Source organism: Corynebacterium amycolatum (assembly GCF_016889425.1).
Lineage (GTDB): Bacteria > Actinomycetota > Actinomycetes > Mycobacteriales > Mycobacteriaceae > Corynebacterium > Corynebacterium amycolatum.
The window spans coordinates 2,067,680-2,086,088 of sequence record NZ_CP069513.1; the positions used below are offsets into that span (position 1 = coordinate 2,067,680).

Consider the following 18,409-nt stretch of genomic DNA (forward strand, 5'->3'; position numbering starts at 1 on the left):
CCCCTAGGCCTCGCTTGTGCCTCGGCGTGCCTGGGCTGCGACATCGCTGGTGTCCAGGATGGCTTGCAACAGCTCATCCTTGCTGCACTCGCGAGTCAGGCCGGCTGCGCGCTCGTGGCCACCGCCGCCAATTTCCAGGGCGACCTGGGAGACATCGACAAGCTCGCGAGAACGCAGCGAGACCGCCCACTGGCCTGGCTCATACTCCTTAAGTACCGCACAGACATCGGCCGCATTGGTCGTACGCACAATGTCCACGACGGATTCAATCTCATCGTGGCCAACTTCGGCGGTCTGGTCGTACTCAATGACGACGTGGATTAGGCCTGCGCCGTCGCCCCACTCGGGCACCAATGTCGCGGTGGAAAGCACCGTGCCCAGGAACGGCAGGTAGGCAAACGGATGCTCTTCCAGCAGCTGTGCACCAATCGTGCGCGGATCGAGCCCCTTATCCAGCAGGCGCGCCGCTGCAGTGTGCATGCGAGAACGGCCGAACTGGAACGACGCGGTATCCGTCAACAGCCCGGCGTAGAGAGCATGAGCCATCGGCGTGGTCAGCTTGATACCCCAGACCCCAAAGAAGTCCAGGAGCACCATGGTCGAGGACTCTGCGAGTTCATCAATCATGTTGACGGACCCAAAGCGAGTGTTGGTCGCGTGATGGTCAACATTGATAACGCGATCGGAGGCCATCACGCGATCTTCGAGCGCACCGAGACGCCCCGGGCTTGCGCAGTCGACAGTCACCCACGTGTCAATGTCTTCATCCAGGTCCGTGTACTCGACGAAGCGTTCCCATCCGGGGATGGTCAGCAGCGACTTGGCAGGCAAATCGCTCTCACCGTAGCTGGCGACAGCCGAAATGCCACGCTGTACAAGTGCCATGACCATCGCAGATGCGGCACCAATCGCATCCGCATCAGGGTGAACATGGGCAATGACGCCGACTTTCTTAGCGTCGGCAAGCATATCCTGCATCTGCTGAATCGGCTTGGACATGCGGCGATTAATCGCCTGGGAAAGCTGGTGAGCTGCCTGCTCCTGAGCCTGCGGAGAAGTGGTCACGTGGGTGCCCCTTTCATCGATAGATGTGGCCGGTGGAGAGTTTTACTCCTCGTCGCGGTATGGGTTGGCATCGCCTGCGGGCTTTGCGTTTCTGGCCTGCTCAGCCAATTCCGCGTCGCGCGCGCGAGTCTTATCAAGCAGCTCCTCAAGGTGCGCGGAGATCTCCGGCACCGTGTCAACCTCAAAAGCCAGCGTCGGTGTGTAGCGCACACCGGTGCCACGACCGACTAGGGAACGCAGCTGCCCCTTTGCCTTTTCCAGCGCTGCTGCTGCCGACTCGTAGTCCGGTTCCTCGTCGAGTGTACGTCCGCGCACAGTGTAAAAGACTGTGGCGTCGTGCAAATCGCCGGTGACGCGGCAGTCGGTGATAGTCACAAACTCCAGACGCCGGTCCTTAATCTCACGCTCGATTGCGCTGGCGACAATCTCCTGAATACGCTTGGACAGCCTGCGCGCGCGTGCTGGATCTGCCATTTTCGGCTACTCCCTATCTATCTATATCTGTGCGCAACCATTCGTAGCTAGACCCCATATAGCGTGAGGCCTGAAGTGCCCCTTCGCTGACAAAGACCCATTTGGGATCCGGCAAAAACGGTTCAATACAAAGGACTGCTAATACTAACACGCAAAACACTACTCAACTTCGAACCGCATTTTTCGCGACTTCGCCTAAGCCCGTCTACCGGGTGCAGCCACTTGCTTCGCCGCACGCTCGCCCTTTGTTAATAGCCTATTAATCATCACGACAACACTGCCGCCATCATCGATGTCATCGACGGCTTGGGGTCGCTACCACGGAATTGCGCAGCTGAAACGTGGTCTCCTCAAAAGCAAAGCCCGCTGCCCCACACCAATTCAACGGTCGGAAAAGTCACGCCAGGGAGCAGCTCAGAATCTTTGCCTACAGCTAACGGCCTACCCGTATGCTCTTAACGGCGCTCCACGAAGTTGTACATCGGTAACCCATTAACATGAGAACAGTCAGGCAGTGAATCCATCACGCTGTCCTGCAATGGTGTTTCTCCCTCGATACCGAAAATCCATTTAACCGCAGCATTACCTAGCTCCAGCGGATGAAAAAGATAACTTACCTCACCGTTTTTATCCTTGGGCGCTACGCTGCCATGGGTTTGTTCCCATTCAGCCACATCCGTCGGATGTAGTACCTCGACGTGTTCACCGTTAGCGAACGGTACCTCGAAATCCAACAATCTTCCCGAGCTGAAAAACCGCTGCATGTCAAAATCATAGTCTTCGCAGCTTGCCCCTAATTCTCTGGTGGGAGTCGTATAGTGGCACGAATCGACAACACTATTGATGCATAGTGACCAACTTGCACGCGGATCATTCGCCAACGCTGCGTCCTCAATTAGGTCGTATACGTCGTCGGTCCCGAAAAGCAGCGTTGGCCCAAACGCTACCGCGTGGAAGTACCAATTATGACCATCCTCAATGGTTACTTCGGAATCAAAGGCGAACTTCCCTGGCCAAATCTTGTCCAATTGCGCAAGAGTCTCCTCTGCGCTCGCAGGAGGATAACTCAAAATATTCGTTCGCGGCAGCTCATCCGAGAGCGCAAAGAGATTAGTTTTTAAGCCCATAACGAGCACCATACGCAAAAAGGCGCTCCCCGAAGGGAGCGCCTTATCAAAGTTCACGCAGTGTTTAGCCTACGTTGCTACGTGCGCGGAACCTCGACCATCTCGTAGACCTCGATAACGTCGTCCACCTGGATGTCCGGGTAAGACAGCACCATACCGCACTCGTAACCGGCTGCCACCTCGGTAGCATCGTCCTTCTCTCGCTTCAGCGACTCGATAGTCGCCGAATCCGTAATGACGTTGCCGTCACGAACCAGGCGAGCCTTCGCGTTGCGGCGGACCTTGCCGGACTCGACCATACAGCCGGCGATGAGGCCAACTGCGGAGGACTTGAAGATGGCGCGAATCTCTGCACGACCAATCTCCTTCTCCTCGTAGACCGGCTTGAGCATGCCCTTCAGAGCAGCCTCGACATCCTCGATAGCACGGTAAATCACCGTGTAGTAGCGGATGTCAACGCCCTCAGCGTTGGCAACCTCGGTGGCCTTGCCCTCGGAGCGAACGTTGAAGCCGATGATGACGGCGTCAGACGCAGCAGCCAGCGTGACGTTGGTCTGAGTAACAGCACCGACACCACGGTCGATGATGTTCAGTGCGACCTCGTCGTCGACCTCAATCTTGAGCAAGGCTTCTTCCAGTGCCTCGACGGTACCGGCGTTGTCGCCCTTCAGGATCAGGTTGAGGGTGTTGGTCTCCTTCAGGATCTCGTCCAGGTTCTCCAGGGAGACGCGCTTGCGACGACGTGCCTGCAGTGCATTACGACGACGTGCGTCGCGGCGGTCTGCAATCTGGCGGGCCGTACGATCCTCGTCAACAACCAGGAGGTTGTCACCAGCACCCGGCACGGAGGTCAGGCCGAGCACCTGAACCGGACGGGAGGGACCGGCCTCATCGACGTCGTTGCCGTACTCATCGACCATGCGGCGAACACGACCATATGCGTCACCGACAACGATGGAGTCACCGACGCGCAACGTACCGCGCTGAACGATAACGGTTGCCACCGGACCACGGCCGCGGTCAAGGTGAGCCTCGATGGCGACACCCTGAGCGTCCATATCCGGGTTGGCGCGCAAATCCAACGAAGCGTCGGCAGTCAACAGCACTGCTTCGAGAAGCTGATCGATGTTGAGGCCCTGCTTAGCGGAAATATCGACGAACATAGTGTCGCCGCCCCACTCTTCGTCAGTGAGACCGTATTCAGTCAGCTGACCACGAATCTTCTGCGGATCTGCAGTTTCCTTATCAATCTTGTTGACTGCAACGACAATCGGCACATCAGCGGCCTTGGCGTGGTTAATAGCCTCAACCGTCTGCGGCATGACGCCGTCATCAGCTGCAACAACCAGAATCGCGATATCGGTCGACTTGGCACCACGAGCACGCATGGCGGTAAACGCCTCGTGACCAGGGGTATCCAAGAAGGTAACCTTGCGCTTCTCGCCGTCGAGCTCCACCGGCACCTGGTAGGCACCGATGTGCTGGGTAATACCACCGGACTCGTGGCCACCAACGTTGGCCTTACGAATCGTGTCCAACAGGCGCGTCTTACCGTGGTCGACGTGACCCATCACAGTTACCACTGGCGGGCGTTGTTCCAGGTCCTCATCGTCGCCTTCATCCTCACCGAATTGGAGGTCGAAGGATTCAAGCAGTTCGCGGTCCTCATCCTCTGGCGAAACAACCTGGACCTTGTAGTCCATCTCGTCGCCGAGCAGCTGCAGGGTCTCGTCGGATACCGATGCAGTTGCCGTAACCATTTCACCGAGGTTGAACAATGCCTGAACCAGTGCTGCGGCATCGGCATTGATCTTCTCAGCGAAGTCAGACAACGATGCGCCGCGTGCGAGGCGAATGGTCTTGCCCTTACCGTTAGGCAGCTTGACGCCACCCACCACGGATGGTGCCTGCATCGCCTCGTACTCGTTGCGCTTCTGACGCTTCGACTTGCGTCCGCGACGCGGGGCGCCTCCTGGCCGCCCGAATGCACCTGCAGTTCCACCGCGACGTCCGCCGCGACCACCGCGCGGTCCACCACCCGGACCACCCGGGCCGCGACCACGGCCGCCGAAGCCGCCGCCGCCACCGCGGCTTGCCTTTGCAGGCATCTGTCCCGGGTTCGGGTGCGAAGGCATCATCGCCGGAGTCGGGCGATTGCCGCCCGGCTTATTACCGCGGCCCTGTCCACCTTGTGGACGCGGGCCACCCTGACGTGCTCCTGGCTTCGGCCCCGGACGGCCGTTTCCGCCCTGCGGGCGAGGACCACCCTGGCGTCCACCCGGCTTCGGCCCCGGACGGCCAGGACCGCCCTGCGGACGCGGCATGTTGGACGGCCGCGGTGCCGGACGGGAAGATCCGCCGGTCGAGAATGGGTTGTTCGCCACACGCGGTGCGCGTGCGCCTGGCTTCGGCCCCGGCTTCGGGCCAGCAGGCTTCGGCGGGCGTGGCATTTCCTGTCCCGGCTTCGGCGAACGGGACGGTGCTGCTGGCTTGGCACCTGGCTTTGCCGCCGCTGGTGCAGCCGGCTTAGCGCCTGGCTTTGCTGCTGGCTTGGCACCTGGCTTTGCCGCCGCTGGTGCAGCCGGCTTAGCGCCTGGCTTTGCTGCTGGCTTGGCACCTGGCTTTGCCGCCGCTGGTGCAGCCGGCTTAGCGCCTGGCTTTGCTGCTGGCTTGGCACCCGGCTTTGCCGCCGCTGGTGCAGCCGGCTTAGCGCCTGGCTTAGCTGCTGGCTTGGCACCCGACTTAGCAGCAGGCTTAGCTGCAGCCTTCGTAGCTGGGGTCTGTGCAGACGCGTCAGCACCTGCACCAGCATTCTTCTCTTCGTAGACCTTCTTCATCTTCCTGACGACGGGTGGTTCCACCGTCGAAGAAGCGGTCTTAACAAACTCGCCCTGAGCCTTCAGCTCGGCGAGTAGTTCCTTGCTGGTGACCCCGAGCTGCTTAGCGAGCTCATGGACACGTAGCTTTCCGGACACTGCTCTCCTCACTAGTGGGGGCCGAGCAGCGCCCGATGGCGGATTCGTCCACGCACCGAGAGCGCCTGCAGGGCTCCCTCTTATCTATTGCCGTTCATCGCTGATGCTTCATCGTGTGCTCATCAGTGTTCAGGTCTTTCTGTTGTCATTTTTCCTGCCTCCCTGCTTAGCGACACGCACATCGCCAGCGGGGGCGAAAACCTCCGCCGCTTCGTAGTGCGTGGCGATAAACTGTTTAACCGGAAACGCATCTACCTGCGTAGATACCTTCAGTGCGCGGCCAAATGCACGGCGCTTGTCGGCGATCTCCCAAGCTTTTAGTGTTGGGGTAATCCAGGCACCTCGTCCCTGCATCCGACGACGCGGATCAGCAACGACGGCTACTGAGCCATCTGAACGGGTGGTAGCGACAATGCGCAGCAGCTCCGAGCAATTGCGACGCTGCTTAGTTGCAATACAGGTACGTGTGGGTGCAGGTGTATGAGTTGTCGAATTCGGGTTTGTCACCCGCGAAGCCGTCATACTCCTGACGCACCCACCTTCCTGCTAAGAAATTCAGCGCGAAAATTCGCATAGAAAAATCACGCCTTGTCGTTTGGCCACTTCCCAGCATAACCCGAAAAGGCGGAAAAGTGCCAACCCCCTAGGCACTTTCCCGCCACTTTCGCAACCGCTGGGACGCTGACGTTGCGTCTACTCCGCGTCGGAGTGGATATCGATTCGCCAGCCGGTCAGACGAGCCGCCAGACGGGCATTCTGTCCCTCCTTGCCGATAGCAAGCGAGAGCTGGTAGTCGGGCACCACAACATGTGCACGGCGCTCATCCATGTCTAAAATCTTGACACTAACGACCTTGGCTGGCGCCAGCGAGTTACCAACGAACTTCGCCGGATCCTCGTCGTAGTCGATGATGTCAATCTTCTCGCCCTTGAGCTCATTCATAATCGAGCTCACACGCTGACCGCGCGGCCCAATGCAGGCGCCCTTAGCGTTGAGCCCCTTGACCGTGGGACGTACAGCAACCTTGGTGCGGTGACCAGCCTCGCGTGCAATCGAAATCAATTCCACTGCCCCATCGGCAACTTCCGGAACTTCAAGTTCGAAGAGCTTACGAATGAGCTCCGGGTGCGTGCGTGACAGGTGAATCGCGACACCCCGCGGTGTCTTGTTCACACCGACGACGTAGCACTTGATGCGGTCACCGTGCTTGAGTTCCTCACCTGGCAGCTGCTCAGCCGGCATCAGAATACCGTCGCGACCATTGGCCTCCGAACCGATGTGGACGACGACAATGCCCTTTTCATTGGCATAGACATCGCGCTGGACCACGCCGGAAATGACCTGGTTAGACAGGTCTGCGTATTCGTCGAGAACCTTGTCGCTTTCCGCATCCCGCAGACGCGAAAGGATGGTCTGACGAACAGCGAATGCAGCGGTACGCTCAAAGTCCTCCGGAGTATCGTCCCATTCGGAGATGAGATTGCCCTCGTCGTCTCGCTCCTGAGCAAAGACTATGACGTCACCGGTCTCACGGTCGATTTCGACGCGCGCATACTGTGCCGGTGCGGTGGTATTACGGTAACTTTCACGCAATGCCCGGGCGACCAGTCCCAGCATTTCGTCGACAGGAATACCCTTTTCCCTTTCCAAGGTTCGCAGGGCAGCTAATTCAATCTTCACTTGTTATCCTCCAGCCTGGTCAAGGCATCGTCATAGTCTAGTCCCGCAAAATCTTTCTCGGCTGCGGGCGGATTAGAGAATTCAACTTGTACCACTGCACGGGCCACATTGGTTAATTGGACACGCTGACCAACAGCCTTCAACCGCCCCTTTGGCCCTTTAGAGGTAACGAGAATGATGGATTCTTCATCCGGCGACAGCGCACCAATGCGGGCTGCAATCGCGGAACCGTCGGCAAGCGAAATTTCCGCAATGCGACCACGGTTACGGCGCCAGTGTCGTGGCTGCGTCAGCGGTGCGTCAATACCAGGAGTGGAAACTTCCAAGGTGTAGCCCTGAGCGCCGAAGTCGGCTTCGCCACGTGCCTCCGCGGCATCCAGAGCGGAAGATACTTCATGCGTGGCCTGTTCCAGAACATCGAGGTCAGGACGCTCATCTGCGTCAACCAACACAATGACCTGTGACTTTGCGCCGGCGCGAACGACCTTGACATCTTCCACAGCCAGGCCGATTTGTGCGAGCGCCGGGCTCACAAACTGTTCAATTTTCTCGGGTGCGGGTATCGCCATAGTCGTAGAGTCTACAGGTCAAGTGCTAGGAATTGCGCACCTGGGCACTTGCCACGCACCGCATTGATACAAAGTGCCGCCCGCCGTGGCACCATAGTGAGGTGATTGTTGAACCTCCCGCCCCCAGTTTTGCTTCCGCATCGCGTCGCACTCGCACTCTCTCGCGCCGTGGCTTCCTCGCTGCTGCCCTCGCCGTGGGATCACTTCCCGCGCTCTCCGCGTGCTCGCATCTGGTGGCACCACGCCCGGATTACGCCATTGAGGTTCTCCACGCACTGGCGGCGCGCGATGCACATTCGCTTACCGACGCCGATCCTGACCTCGCAGCTGTGCGCTCCGCGCAGGTCACCGAACTGGATAAGGAAATCACACGCGCCTGCGGTACCCGCAAGGACGGTAAACCTGTCGATGAATGCGGCTCGGACGTCGCAGTCCCAGGATCCCTGGCTGCCGGTGTCGATGCGAAGTTACTGCTCACGGACTCGCGAAATAGTCCAGTACTGACGAAGGCTCTGGATTCACGCACTGCATTGCGGGAGGAGCACACTGCGCGCCTTGCCACGGCTGTCGATGGCGGTATAGTCCTCGCTCTGCGTGCTGCGGGCGCTAAGTGGGAGGAGATTGTCCCATTGATTCCCAGTGACAGGGATGAAATCTCGGGTGCCGGAGAACAGATGACTAAGGCACTGCAAGCCGAATACATGATGATTTACGGTGTTGGCGTCGCCGCACCACGTGTCGGAGGCGATACCACTACTGCTCTTTTGGCTCGTGGCGAGCGCCACCGTATTTTGCGCGATCGTGCCCGGCTAATTTTGGAGGATTCCGACGTTGAGGTGCCGAAGAGCGCACCTGGCTATATGCCGGAAGATGCTCCTTCACCGGACACGGCACCCGTCGATTACATGATTGCGTTGGAGCGCTATTGCGCCCAGGCGTGGGAAGACGTATTGCTCGCTGCCAATAACCCTCGGATACGTATGTTCGCACTGCAGGCAGCTGGCGTGGCTGCCGCCGGAGTGGCAGCGCTAGGTGGCAACAACTTGGAGCCGCTGCCGGGACTCTAAGCCTTGCGAACCAACTCCGCGACGTGATCTGCAATGCCGTCAGCGGCGACCTCGTCGGTCTCGTTGGTCAGGCGGTTACGCAGCTCCACCTTGCCGTCCGCGTAGCCACGGCCAAAGATGACCACAAACGGCGTACCCAGCAACTCAGCGTCCTTGAACTTCACACCGGGGCTGACCTTCGGACGGTCGTCGAAAAGCACCTCAATGCCCTGCTGACTGAGGTCTTCCGCCAGACGTTCAGCGGCCTCAGCTGCTTCGGCGTTCTTACCGGCCACAGCGATGTGAACCTTGTACGGTGCTGCGGCAACTGGCCACTTGAGGCCCTTTTCATCCAACTGCTGTTCTGCGAGGACAGCAACCAGACGGGACACACCAATGCCGTAGGACCCCATCGTCGGACGAGCACGCTTACCGTTGACATCGAGGATGTCAATTTCAAAGGCGTTGGTGTACTTGCGGCCCAACTGGAAGATGTGGCCAATCTCAATGCCTCGCTCAATCTTCAGTGTGCCGTGTTCCTCCGGTGCCGGATCGCCGTCGCGAACCTCGGCGACATCGCAAATGCCGTCGATCTGGAAGTCGCGACCGGCGACCACACCGACGATGTGCTTACCCTCCTCGTTGGCGCCCACAATCCAATTCGTGCCCTCCGCTACGCGTGGGTCAGCTAGGACCTTCACGCCGTGATCAGCGAGCCCCTGCGGGCCGACGTAGCCCTTAATCAGGAAGTCATTGGCTGCGAAGTCCTTGTCCTCCAGCAAGCGCACCTCACCCGGTTCAAATGCGACTTCGAGACGCTTTTCATCGACCTCACGGTCACCGGGAACCAGGATTGCGGTGAGCTGTTCCGGCAGGGCGTTGCCCTCCTTATCGACCTTCTTCGGGTCGACGGCGACGAGAACGCACTTCAAAGTATCGGCAGCGGTGACCTCGCATCCGAGGTCCGCGCCATTGGCCCAATCAACAAGCGCTGCAATGGTGGTGCAGTTCGGAGACTCGTAAACCTTCGCCTCCGGCTGCCCCTCAATCGGCTGCGGTTCGACTGCCGGGATTCTCACGGCTTCAACGTTGGCGGCGTACTCACCGTCGGTGGAGACTACGAAGGAGTCTTCGCCATTTTCGCTAACAGCCAGGAACTCCTCGGAGGCCGAACCGCCCATAGCGCCGGAGGTGGCGTGGCAGATTTCGTACTTAATGCCCAGCCGGTCAAAAATTCGCTGGTACGCACCGCGGTGCAGCTGATAAGAATTCGCCAGCCCCTCGTCGTCCATGTCGAAGGAGTAGGAGTCCTTCATCACGAACTCGCGGCCACGCAGAATACCCGCGCGCGGGCGGGCCTCGTCGCGGTACTTGGTCTGAATCTGGAACAGCGTTGTCGGGAAATCCTTGTAGGAGCTGAAAAGATCCTTGACAGCCAGCGCGAACATCTCTTCGTGCGTCGGCCCCAGCAGGTAGTCCGCGCCCTTGCGATCCTTCAGACGGAACAGCTCGGGGCCATATTCGGTCCACCGATTCGTCGCCTCGTACGGTTCACGCGGGAGCAGTGCAGGGAATGCCAGCTCCTGTGCGCCAATGCCTTCCATCTCCTCGCGCACAACCTTCTCTACGTTGCGCAGAACCTTCAAGCCCAGGGGCAGCCAGGAGTACACACCAGGGGCAGTTCGCCGGATGTAGCCGGCACGGACGAGCAGCTTGTGGCTAGGGACCTCGGCGTCAGCAGGATCCTCGCGCAGTGTGCGTAGGAACAGCTGGGACATTCGCGTAATCATGAATGCTGATTTTACCCGTCGATCATTCTTCGCAACATGCGGGGCATTACTATGGTGCCCATGCTCGTAGTCCTACCCCCATCTGAAACCAAAGCCACTGGTGGCAGCCATCCCGCAGTGGACTTTTCCTCGCTGAGCTTCGGCTCCCTCAACTCCATCCGCGAGCACATTGCAGCCGATCTCGTGGCGTTAAGTGCGAACAGGGAAGCCGCGATGGAAACACTGAAACTGGGGCCACGTCTCGCTGACGAAGTCACAGCTAATGCTGCACTCCTAGAGTCGCCGACCATGCCGGCTCTCGAGCGCTATACGGGGGTTCTCTACGACGCACTCTCCCCCAGCGACCTGCCGGAAACCGGCCGTGCTCGACTCGCCATCGGATCAGCGCTCTTCGGCGTCATTGGCGGGGACGACCTCATCCCCCGCTACCGTCTCTCTGGCACGGTCAAGCTCCCCTTCGCGGATCAGCCTGCCGACGCAGCTCCCACGATGAAGCGCCGCTGGGGCACCGCCATCACCGAGGCTCTCAATGATGTCGACTTCCTCATCGACCTTCGTTCCGGCACCTACGCCAATTTGGGCAAAGTCAAGACCGCGACAACGATGACCGTGCTCACCGCCGAGGGCAAAATCGTCAGCCACTTCAACAAGCACTACAAGGGCCTATTTGCCCGTGCCATCGCCCTTTCCGACACAGCACCGACCGCCCCCACAGAGGCCGTCGACATCGCGCGCGCCGCAGGATACAACGTCTCGCTTGACGACGGCGCCCTCATCTTCCGCGTCCCGGAAAACTAAATGTCGTCGTTGTAGCGCTTCCGGCCTGCCACAATGGCAGCAATGAGCGCAATGACGGCGATGAAAATGCTGTCGTATCGCGAGCCTTCTCCGCCGAGGAGAAGGAGGCGGAAGATGATCATGGCTCCGAGGTAGAACACGAGGAAGGTCGCAGCGCCCATCCAGATGGCGCTACGCAGCTGGTCGTCGGCAAGCAGTCGGGTAACAAGCCCTGCCTTTTGCTGCTCTGGCTCACGCTTCTTCGACTTGTTGTTGCTCGACTTGTTGCTCTTACTCATCGCCCTCATCCAGACCGGCGACTTCACCGATGACGATAACTGCGGGCGGCTTGATTCCTTCTTCGACCATCTTTTCACCCAGTTCACCGAGCGTGCAGCGTAGCGACTTCTGATTCGGCAGCGTGCCGTCCTGGATGACTGCAGCCGGAGTCTTCGGGCTGCGGCCGGCCTTCATCAGAGCCTCGGCAATCTTCGGCCCGTTCTTAACTCCCATAATGATGGCAATAGTGCCGTGCATGCGGCCAAGCGCATCCCAATTGACTAGCGAAGTCTTGTGCCCCGGTGGGACGTGACCGGACACGACAGTGAATTCGTGGTTGACGCCACGCATGGTAACTGGGATGCCAATCGTCCCCGGTACCGCCAGTGCCGAGGTGATACCCGGCACAACTCGAACCGGTACCCCTGCCTTCTGCAGCTCGTGAAGCTCTTCAAAACCGCGGCCGAAGATGTACGGATCGCCACCTTTGAGCCGGACCACAAAGTAGCCCTCGCGGGCACGATGAACTAGCAGTTCATTGATGCGCTCCTGAGCCATGGCGCGACCGTAAGGAAGCTTGCCGGCATCAATGATCTCGACATCCGGCTCCAAGTCACCGAGCAGCGACAGTGGACCGAGGTGGTCTGCGACGACGACGTCGGCAAGCCGGAGCAGGCGACGCCCCTCAACGGTAATCAGACCAGGATCGCCCGGGCCACCGCCTACGAGTGCGACCTGACCTGCCAGGTCACCTGCGCGCGACGCGCGACGGCCGGTCAGCGCCGCAGGAGTAAGCGGGCTGGATGTCCCGGTTTCATCGTCGACGAGAATACCTCGGCGGTGTCCCTCGAGTGTCACCTCACGCAGCAACGACTCGTCACAGCAGACCATGAGAGCCTTGCCCCAGCTCATCGCCTCGGTAAAACCAGTGCGGGTCAAAGTAATACGGCCGTCTGCAGCCCAGGCCTCAATCGCAGTTGTTACTTCCCCACCCTCACACACAGTGACGTCAGCGCCAGAGTCCAACAACCGAGGAATCACGCGCTCTGCAGCCGTGGAACCGCCAATCACCAACACACCGTAGTCTTTGAGAAGCAAACTCATAGCTAATACTTTACCCGGCGCACGAAGCAACAAAGCGACTGACGTTGCCCGGCGCACCCGCCGGATGAACATGCAGGTAACCGGCATGAATCCGCCCAGACTCGGAAACGAAGCCGTCGCGAACTGTCTCGCCTTGATATCCACGCCAACCCCAGGCGGGTTGCCACCCGGCCGCAGCAGCGACACTTGCGGTGTCATCAGTGAGCGCTGTCTTGTGGAACTCGTGACCGCGTACGCGCGTACCTACCGGGCACAATGCAGAATCAGTCAGAGCCACAGCCTCGCGGTACCCCAACTTCAACCGTGCCATGTGCGCTCGCCCCGGGATGATGCCGCACATACGGCGCCCACCGAGATCTTCAAGCAGCCAGAGCAGCCCCGCGCATTCGCCGTGAATCAGCGCACCATCGTCGGCAGCCTGACGTAAATCGCGGCGAATGTCATCGCGAATAGATAGCGCGTCGGCATGCTCTTCCGGGAATCCACCGGGCACGATGTAGCCTTCGGCTTCCGGCAGTTCGTCAACCAATGGGTCAAAATCCACGACCTCGGCTCCAGCAGCCCGCAATAGCTCACGGTGCTCTGCATAGGTAAACGAGAACGCAGGACCCGCCGCGACCGCCACGCGCACGCGGCGCTGAGTAGCCAGCGGTGCAACGAACTGTGCGGGGTCCCATGGCTCAGCTGGATAGGGCTGCCGGGCAAGCTGGACAATCCGGTCGATGTCGATGTACGTCTCCACCAAGTTGGCCATCGATTCAATGACCGCTTCTAGCTGCTCACCCTGCTCGACTGCAGTGACCAGCCCCAAATGCCTACTGGGCACCTCAATATCAGTCACTCGCGGAATCGCGCCGAGCACCTCGACACCCATGGCCTCCACAGAACGGGTAATGATGTCCGCATGCCGCGGGCTGCCCACCTGATTAATAATCACGCCACTGACACGGACATCAGTGCGAAGCGTGGAGAAACCGTGAACAACAGCCGCCGCCGACTGCGACATATGCCGGGCATCAATAACCAACACCACCGGCAGTCCCAGCAGCGAGGCAATCTCGGCCGTCGACCCCTCCACCGATAGCGGGTCGTCACCAATGCGGCCGTCGAAAAGCCCCATAACACCTTCGACCACCGCAATATCGCTGTCGGCAGCTCCGTGTGCGTAGAGCGGCCCAATCATCTCAGGCGAGCACATGAAGGAATCCAGATTGCGCCCGGGACGACCAGCCGCTACCCCGTGATAGCCGGGGTCAATATAATCCGGCCCGACTTTGAATGGTGCCACCGCGTGGCGGCGCGACAGTGCACGCATAAGACCAGTGGAAATTGTGGTCTTGCCCGTGCCCGAGGCCGTCGCCGCAACGACAATTCCAGGCGCTACCACTCGATGCCCTTTTGTCCCTTACGCCCGACATCCATCGGATGCTTAATCTTGGTCATCTCCGTCACCAGATCCGCGACCTCCACCAGCTTCGAATCCGCATCGCGGCCAGTCATCACCACATGCTGGCGGCCGGGACGATTCCTCAATGTCTCCACCACATCGTCGACATCAATCCAACCCCACTTGATTGGGTAGGTGAACTCGTCGAGGACGTAGAAATCGTGCACCTCATTTTCCAGGCGCCGCTTGATCTCCTGCCATCCCTCGGCAGCAGCTGCGGCATGATCCTCCTCGGTGCCCTGCTTACGCGACCAGGACCAGCCTTCGCCCATCTTGTGCCATTCGACCGGGCCGCCCTCCCCCGTGTCGTCGTGCAGCTCGCCGAGCCGACGCATGACAGCTTCCTCGCCAACCTTCCACTTTGCCGATTTCACAAACTGGAAGACACCAATATTCATCCCCTGATTCCACGCGCGCATCGCCATCCCGAATGCCGCGGTGGACTTGCCTTTACCTGGGCCCGTATGCACGGCGGTAATCGGAATCATGCGACGCTGCCTGGTGGTCAGTCCATCATTGGGAATTGATTTGGGGTCAAGCTTTCCTTGTGCCATGGTCTCGATGATAGGCATGGACCACACCCGCCACGGCTTCGGCATTGAGTTCTGAGAGGTTTATGCAGGTGGCACCCAACTCCACACTCATTTCCTGTGCCAACCCCAGCCGCACGCGAGCGCGCTCACAGTCGATAACCACCGTCGCCGCCAACGCTTGACGACGGATCTTTGCGGCCACGGCCCTCGCCTGCTGCAGCCCATTTTTACCTGTTGCTCGGCCATCGGAGAGCAACACCATAATTGCGCGGCGCGTGGGCTCCCGGTGCGCTTCCCGCACCACCACTTCGTGTGCCTTCAGCAATCCTTCAGCCAATGGGGTTCGGCCCCCAGTGCGGACATCTGCGAGGCGACGTACTGCGGTGTCAATAGACTTGGTCGGTGGTAAAACCAATTCGGCACTGTTCCCGCGGAAAGTAATGACAGCGACTTTGTCGCGGCTCTGGTAGGCATCACGCAGCAGCGAAGTGACGGCGCCGGTGACGGCTGCCAGACGGTCGCGCGCGGCCATAGAACCCGAGGTGTCCACAACGAAGACGACCAGATTGGACTCAGTTCCCTGTCGGATGGCGCCGTGAACGTCTTCCGGTTTCAGAGGGATCATGGAGTTGCCCATGCGGGCACCACGATTGGCCGCGGCCAGCACTGTCGCCGGCACGTGGAGACCATGACCGCCACGTTCGGCGCCAATGGTGCTGCCCCGGGGACCAATGGCCTTGGAGCGACGGCCGGAATCTCCTTGGCCGACGCCGTCGACACTGATTTTACGAACGGCGAAAGGGGGCGCCTTCAGCGGCGCGACCTCCCTTCAATCCCGCGGAATTCGACTGTTGTGGCTCCTGAGGTTCGGAGTTGGAGTCGAACTGGGAGACCTGATCAGCCTCGGGCTCTGGATACGATTCCGGATCCGACTCTGACTGATTCTGGTCATCTCGGAACTGCTCCTCTGCATCCTGCAGAGCATCATCGAGCTGCTCCTGGTCCAATCCTGGTTCATCAAAGGGGTCACGGCGACGACGGTGCGGCAGTGCCATTTCTGCAGCTACCTTAATGTCTTCCGCAGTGATCTCAATTGGATTGCCCGGTTGTGGCTGCGCTGACTCGTCCCCAGCTACTCGCCATGCAGCGTGAGCGCGGGCGGTACGTGCAATGACGATGTCGGCTCGCATCCCGTCCACATCAAAAGCAGCGCACACGGTGGCAATTTGACCGAGAATGCTGGGAGTCAATTCGACGTCGTCAAGCAGTGTGCGTGCGCGATCGATGCGAGCGTGTAGTGCCTCGTCGTCGGTGGCGAACCGCGTGACAAAGCTCTCCGGATTGGCGTCAAAGTCGAGTCGACGGGCGACGATCTCCGCGCGGACGGCCGGATCCTTGGAGGCGGTGACGTCGATGGCGAGACCAAAGCGGTCGAGAAGTTGGGGACGCAATTCGCCCTCTTCCGGGTTCATCGTGCCGACCAACACGAACCTGGAGGTGGCGGAGTGCGAGATGCCGTCGCGTTCAACAACCACGCGACCGGTGGCTGCGGCATCGAGCACTGAGTCAACGAGGTGATCCGGCAGCAGATTAATCTCGTCGACATAGAGAATGCCACCGTCAGCAGCGCTGAGTAGGCCCGGATTGAACTGCGCGTGTCCGGTCGTCAGGACGGTCTCCACATCGATGGAGCCCACGACTCGATCTTCCGTAGCGCCGAGTGGCAGGTTCACCAACGATCCGCTGAGAAATGGTGCCAACGCGCGGACCGTAGTGGTCTTGGCTGTGCCCTTCTCACCGCGGATTACCACGCCACCTATCTCCGGGGATAGAGCGGTCAGAATCAACGCAAGCTGTAGTCGCTGCTGCCCGACAATCGCAGTAAAAGGAAAAGTGGGCTCTGTTTGTGCAGTGGTAGCTGACGTGATTTTTTCCATAAACACAGTTCTACCCCACTGCGAGCGGATGGCTCACAGCGGGGTAGAAAATGTTGGCTTAATTGAACTCTTTGAAGCTCTTCAGCGGAGTGCTTAGCGCTCCAACTTCAGGGTCTTCTGGGAAGCCTCCCAGACCTCCTTGAACAGAGCCGGGTCATCAGCCAGGTGCGTGCCGTAGGACGGGACGAGCTCCTTTAGCTTCGGAGCCCACTTGCCCATGTGGCGACCGAAGCAGCGCTCAATCAGGCTGATCATCACGGCCGGGGCGATGGACGCACCCGGGGAGGCACCCATCAGGCCGGCAATGGTGCCGTCCCACGAGTTGATGACCGCGGTACCGAACTCGAGGGTACCGAAGACCGGAGCCTTCATCGGCTTAATGACCTGAACTCGCTGACCAGCGACAATCAGCTCCCAGTCCTCTGGGCGAGCGTTCGGGACGTACTCACGCAGGGACTCGATACGTGCGTCGAAGTCCTTCAGAACCTCAGTAATCAGGTACTTGGTCAGCCCCATCTCCTGGACACCAACACCCATCATGGACGGCAGGTTGGCCGGACGCAGAGACTTAATCAGGTCCAGGTTGTTACCGTTCTTCAGGAACTTCATGTTCCAACCGGCGTACGGACCAAAGAGCAGGCCACGCTTGCCGTCGATAACACGGGTGTCCAGGTGCGGAACCGACATCGGCGGCGTGCCGACGGAAGCCTTACCGTAGACCTTGGCGTCATGCTGGGCAATAACTTCCTCGTTGGTGCAGCGCAGCCACTGGCCGGAGACTGGGAAGCCACCGAAACCACGAATCTCGTTAATACGAGCCTTCTGCAGCAGCGGCAGCGCGTCACCGCCGGCACCGACGAAGACGAAGTTGGCAACCAGGGTGCGAACGTCCTTGGTGTGCAGGTTCTTCACCGTGACAATCCACTTGGAACCGTCGCGCTTCAGACCGGTGACCTCGTGTCCGTAGCGAATCTCAGTACCCATATCGGACAGTGCGGCCAGGTACTGCTTGGTCAGTGCACCGAAGTTAACGTCCGTACCATTCGGGTTACGAATAGCGGAAACCGGCTTGGAGAAGTCACGCCCCTCCGACATCAGCGGAAGGTACTCAGCGAAACGGTCCGGATCCTCAATGAGCTCCTGACCGTGGAACAACGGCTCCTTCTCAAGTGCCTCGTAGCGACGACGCATGAACGCCATCTGCTCCGGTCCCTGAGCGAAGGTGGTGTGGTCAACCGGGTTGATGAACTCCTTCGGGTCAGTCAGGGTGCCGTTTTCAATCAGCGAGGTCCACAGCTGGCGGGAAACCTGGAACTGCTCATTAATGGTCTTAGCCTTGGTGACATCGACCTTGCCGTTCTTCTCCGGCGTGTAGTTCAGCTCGCACAGAGCAGAGTGGCCGGTACCAGCGTTGTTCCACGGGGAGGAAGACTCCTTGGCGGGCTGATCGAGACGCTCGAACAGAACCTGTGACCAGGATGGCTCGAGCTCCTTGAGCAGCACACCCAGCGTCGCACTCATTACACCTGCACCGATGAGGACGACATCTACCTCGTCGCCACTGGAAGCAGGAAGCTTGTTATCAGCCATTTTGCTGTCAACATCC

Annotated in this window: 17 protein-coding genes; 2 read left to right on the plus strand and 15 right to left on the minus strand. The window is 59.6% G+C overall.

Annotation, left to right across the window (positions count from 1 at the left end; translation table 11 throughout):
- Positions 1-3: 3 nt before the first annotated feature.
- The 7 genes from I6J19_RS09065 to rimP all read right to left on the minus strand — a co-directional run bounded on the left by I6J19_RS09065 (position 4) and on the right by rimP (position 7,890).
- Positions 4-1,065: a DHH family phosphoesterase gene (locus I6J19_RS09065; protein WP_038628714.1), complete on the minus strand. Its 1,062-nt coding sequence runs from the start codon at positions 1,063-1,065 to the stop codon at positions 4-6.
- 42 nt (positions 1,066-1,107) lie between these two features.
- Entirely contained in the window at positions 1,108-1,539 is a 432-nt protein-coding gene (gene rbfA, locus I6J19_RS09070; protein WP_016422588.1) for a 30S ribosome-binding factor RbfA, read from the minus strand.
- Between the two features lie 455 nt (positions 1,540-1,994).
- Positions 1,995-2,723, minus strand: coding sequence for a hypothetical protein (locus tag I6J19_RS09075; RefSeq protein WP_049181202.1), 729 nt, complete (start codon positions 2,721-2,723; stop codon positions 1,995-1,997).
- A gap of 20 nt (positions 2,724-2,743) precedes the next feature.
- Complete coding sequence (infB, locus tag I6J19_RS09080) at positions 2,744-5,641, minus strand: translation initiation factor IF-2 (protein WP_204086171.1); 2,898 nt, start codon at positions 5,639-5,641, stop codon at positions 2,744-2,746.
- Between the two features lie 129 nt (positions 5,642-5,770).
- Positions 5,771-6,163: a YlxR family protein gene (locus tag I6J19_RS09085; protein ID WP_038628710.1), complete on the minus strand. Its 393-nt coding sequence runs from the start codon at positions 6,161-6,163 to the stop codon at positions 5,771-5,773.
- Positions 6,164-6,334: 171 nt separating this feature from the next.
- Complete coding sequence (gene nusA, locus I6J19_RS09090; protein WP_038628709.1) at positions 6,335-7,321, minus strand: transcription termination factor NusA; 987 nt, start codon at positions 7,319-7,321, stop codon at positions 6,335-6,337.
- Complete coding sequence (gene rimP, locus I6J19_RS09095) at positions 7,318-7,890, minus strand: ribosome maturation factor RimP (RefSeq protein ID WP_038628707.1); 573 nt, start codon at positions 7,888-7,890, stop codon at positions 7,318-7,320. The genes nusA and rimP overlap by 4 nt, the downstream gene beginning before the upstream one ends.
- A 101-nt stretch (positions 7,891-7,991) precedes the next feature.
- On the opposite strand from rimP, the gene I6J19_RS09100 reads away from it, so the two are divergent.
- Positions 7,992-8,957 (plus strand): DUF4439 domain-containing protein, encoded by a 966-nt coding sequence (locus tag I6J19_RS09100; RefSeq protein WP_224786669.1) that lies wholly within the window; start codon positions 7,992-7,994, stop codon positions 8,955-8,957.
- Here the strand turns inward: I6J19_RS09100 and I6J19_RS09105 are convergent.
- A complete protein-coding gene (locus I6J19_RS09105) occupies positions 8,954-10,726 on the minus strand; it encodes a proline--tRNA ligase (RefSeq protein WP_038628703.1) in 1,773 nt (590 codons plus the stop codon). The genes I6J19_RS09100 and I6J19_RS09105 overlap by 4 nt on opposite strands.
- A gap of 60 nt (positions 10,727-10,786) precedes the next feature.
- Here I6J19_RS09105 and I6J19_RS09110 point away from each other — a divergent pair, with 60 nt between their 5' ends.
- Positions 10,787-11,524 (plus strand): YaaA family protein, encoded by a 738-nt coding sequence (locus I6J19_RS09110; RefSeq protein WP_052155635.1) that lies wholly within the window; start codon positions 10,787-10,789, stop codon positions 11,522-11,524.
- Here I6J19_RS09110 and I6J19_RS09115 read toward each other — a convergent pair.
- The 7 genes from I6J19_RS09115 to mqo all read right to left on the minus strand — a co-directional run bounded on the left by I6J19_RS09115 (position 11,521) and on the right by mqo (position 18,393).
- Positions 11,521-11,802, minus strand: a complete 282-nt coding sequence (locus tag I6J19_RS09115) for a hypothetical protein (RefSeq protein WP_224786668.1) — start codon at positions 11,800-11,802, stop codon at positions 11,521-11,523. The two genes, I6J19_RS09110 and I6J19_RS09115, sit on opposite strands and share 4 nt — an antisense overlap.
- Positions 11,795-12,886, minus strand: coding sequence for a uroporphyrinogen-III C-methyltransferase (cobA, locus tag I6J19_RS09120; protein WP_038628700.1), 1,092 nt, complete (start codon positions 12,884-12,886; stop codon positions 11,795-11,797). The genes I6J19_RS09115 and cobA overlap by 8 nt, the downstream gene beginning before the upstream one ends.
- A 10-nt stretch (positions 12,887-12,896) precedes the next feature.
- Positions 12,897-14,273 (minus strand): cobyrinic acid a,c-diamide synthase CobB, encoded by a 1,377-nt coding sequence (locus tag I6J19_RS09125; RefSeq protein ID WP_038628698.1) that lies wholly within the window; start codon positions 14,271-14,273, stop codon positions 12,897-12,899.
- Complete coding sequence (gene cobO, locus I6J19_RS09130; RefSeq protein ID WP_038629567.1) at positions 14,267-14,887, minus strand: cob(I)yrinic acid a,c-diamide adenosyltransferase; 621 nt, start codon at positions 14,885-14,887, stop codon at positions 14,267-14,269. Before cobO ends, I6J19_RS09125 begins: the two co-directional genes overlap by 7 nt.
- On the minus strand, positions 14,868-15,545 hold the full coding sequence (locus I6J19_RS09135) for a vWA domain-containing protein (RefSeq protein ID WP_224786679.1): 678 nt from the start codon (positions 15,543-15,545) through the stop codon (positions 14,868-14,870). The genes cobO and I6J19_RS09135 overlap by 20 nt, the downstream gene beginning before the upstream one ends.
- Before the next feature lie 106 nt (positions 15,546-15,651).
- Positions 15,652-16,803: a magnesium chelatase ATPase subunit I gene (locus I6J19_RS09140; protein ID WP_038628694.1), complete on the minus strand. Its 1,152-nt coding sequence runs from the start codon at positions 16,801-16,803 to the stop codon at positions 15,652-15,654.
- 93 nt (positions 16,804-16,896) lie between these two features.
- The gene (mqo, locus tag I6J19_RS09145; RefSeq protein WP_038628692.1) at positions 16,897-18,393 is read right to left on the minus strand and encodes a malate dehydrogenase (quinone); all 1,497 of its coding nucleotides are present in this window, start codon (positions 18,391-18,393) and stop codon (positions 16,897-16,899) included.
- Between the last annotated feature and the right edge of the window lie 16 nt (positions 18,394-18,409).

Coding starts and splice junctions, on each gene's coding strand:
- cobA (WP_038628700.1), bottom strand. CDS start 12,886: ATGAGTTTGCTTCTCAAAGACTACGGTGTGTTGGTGATTGGCGGTTCC.
- I6J19_RS09085 (WP_038628710.1), bottom strand. CDS start 6,163: ATGACGGCTTCGCGGGTGACAAACCCGAATTCGACAACTCATACACCT.
- I6J19_RS09140 (WP_038628694.1), bottom strand. CDS start 16,803: ATGGAAAAAATCACGTCAGCTACCACTGCACAAACAGAGCCCACTTTT.
- rimP (WP_038628707.1), bottom strand. CDS start 7,890: ATGGCGATACCCGCACCCGAGAAAATTGAACAGTTTGTGAGCCCGGCG.
- cobO (WP_038629567.1), bottom strand. CDS start 14,887: ATGGCACAAGGAAAGCTTGACCCCAAATCAATTCCCAATGATGGACTG.
- rbfA (WP_016422588.1), bottom strand. CDS start 1,539: ATGGCAGATCCAGCACGCGCGCGCAGGCTGTCCAAGCGTATTCAGGAG.
- I6J19_RS09105 (WP_038628703.1), bottom strand. CDS start 10,726: ATGATTACGCGAATGTCCCAGCTGTTCCTACGCACACTGCGCGAGGAT.
- mqo (WP_038628692.1), bottom strand. CDS start 18,393: ATGGCTGATAACAAGCTTCCTGCTTCCAGTGGCGACGAGGTAGATGTC.
- I6J19_RS09110 (WP_052155635.1), top strand. CDS start 10,787: ATGCTCGTAGTCCTACCCCCATCTGAAACCAAAGCCACTGGTGGCAGC.
- I6J19_RS09115 (WP_224786668.1), bottom strand. CDS start 11,802: ATGAGTAAGAGCAACAAGTCGAGCAACAACAAGTCGAAGAAGCGTGAG.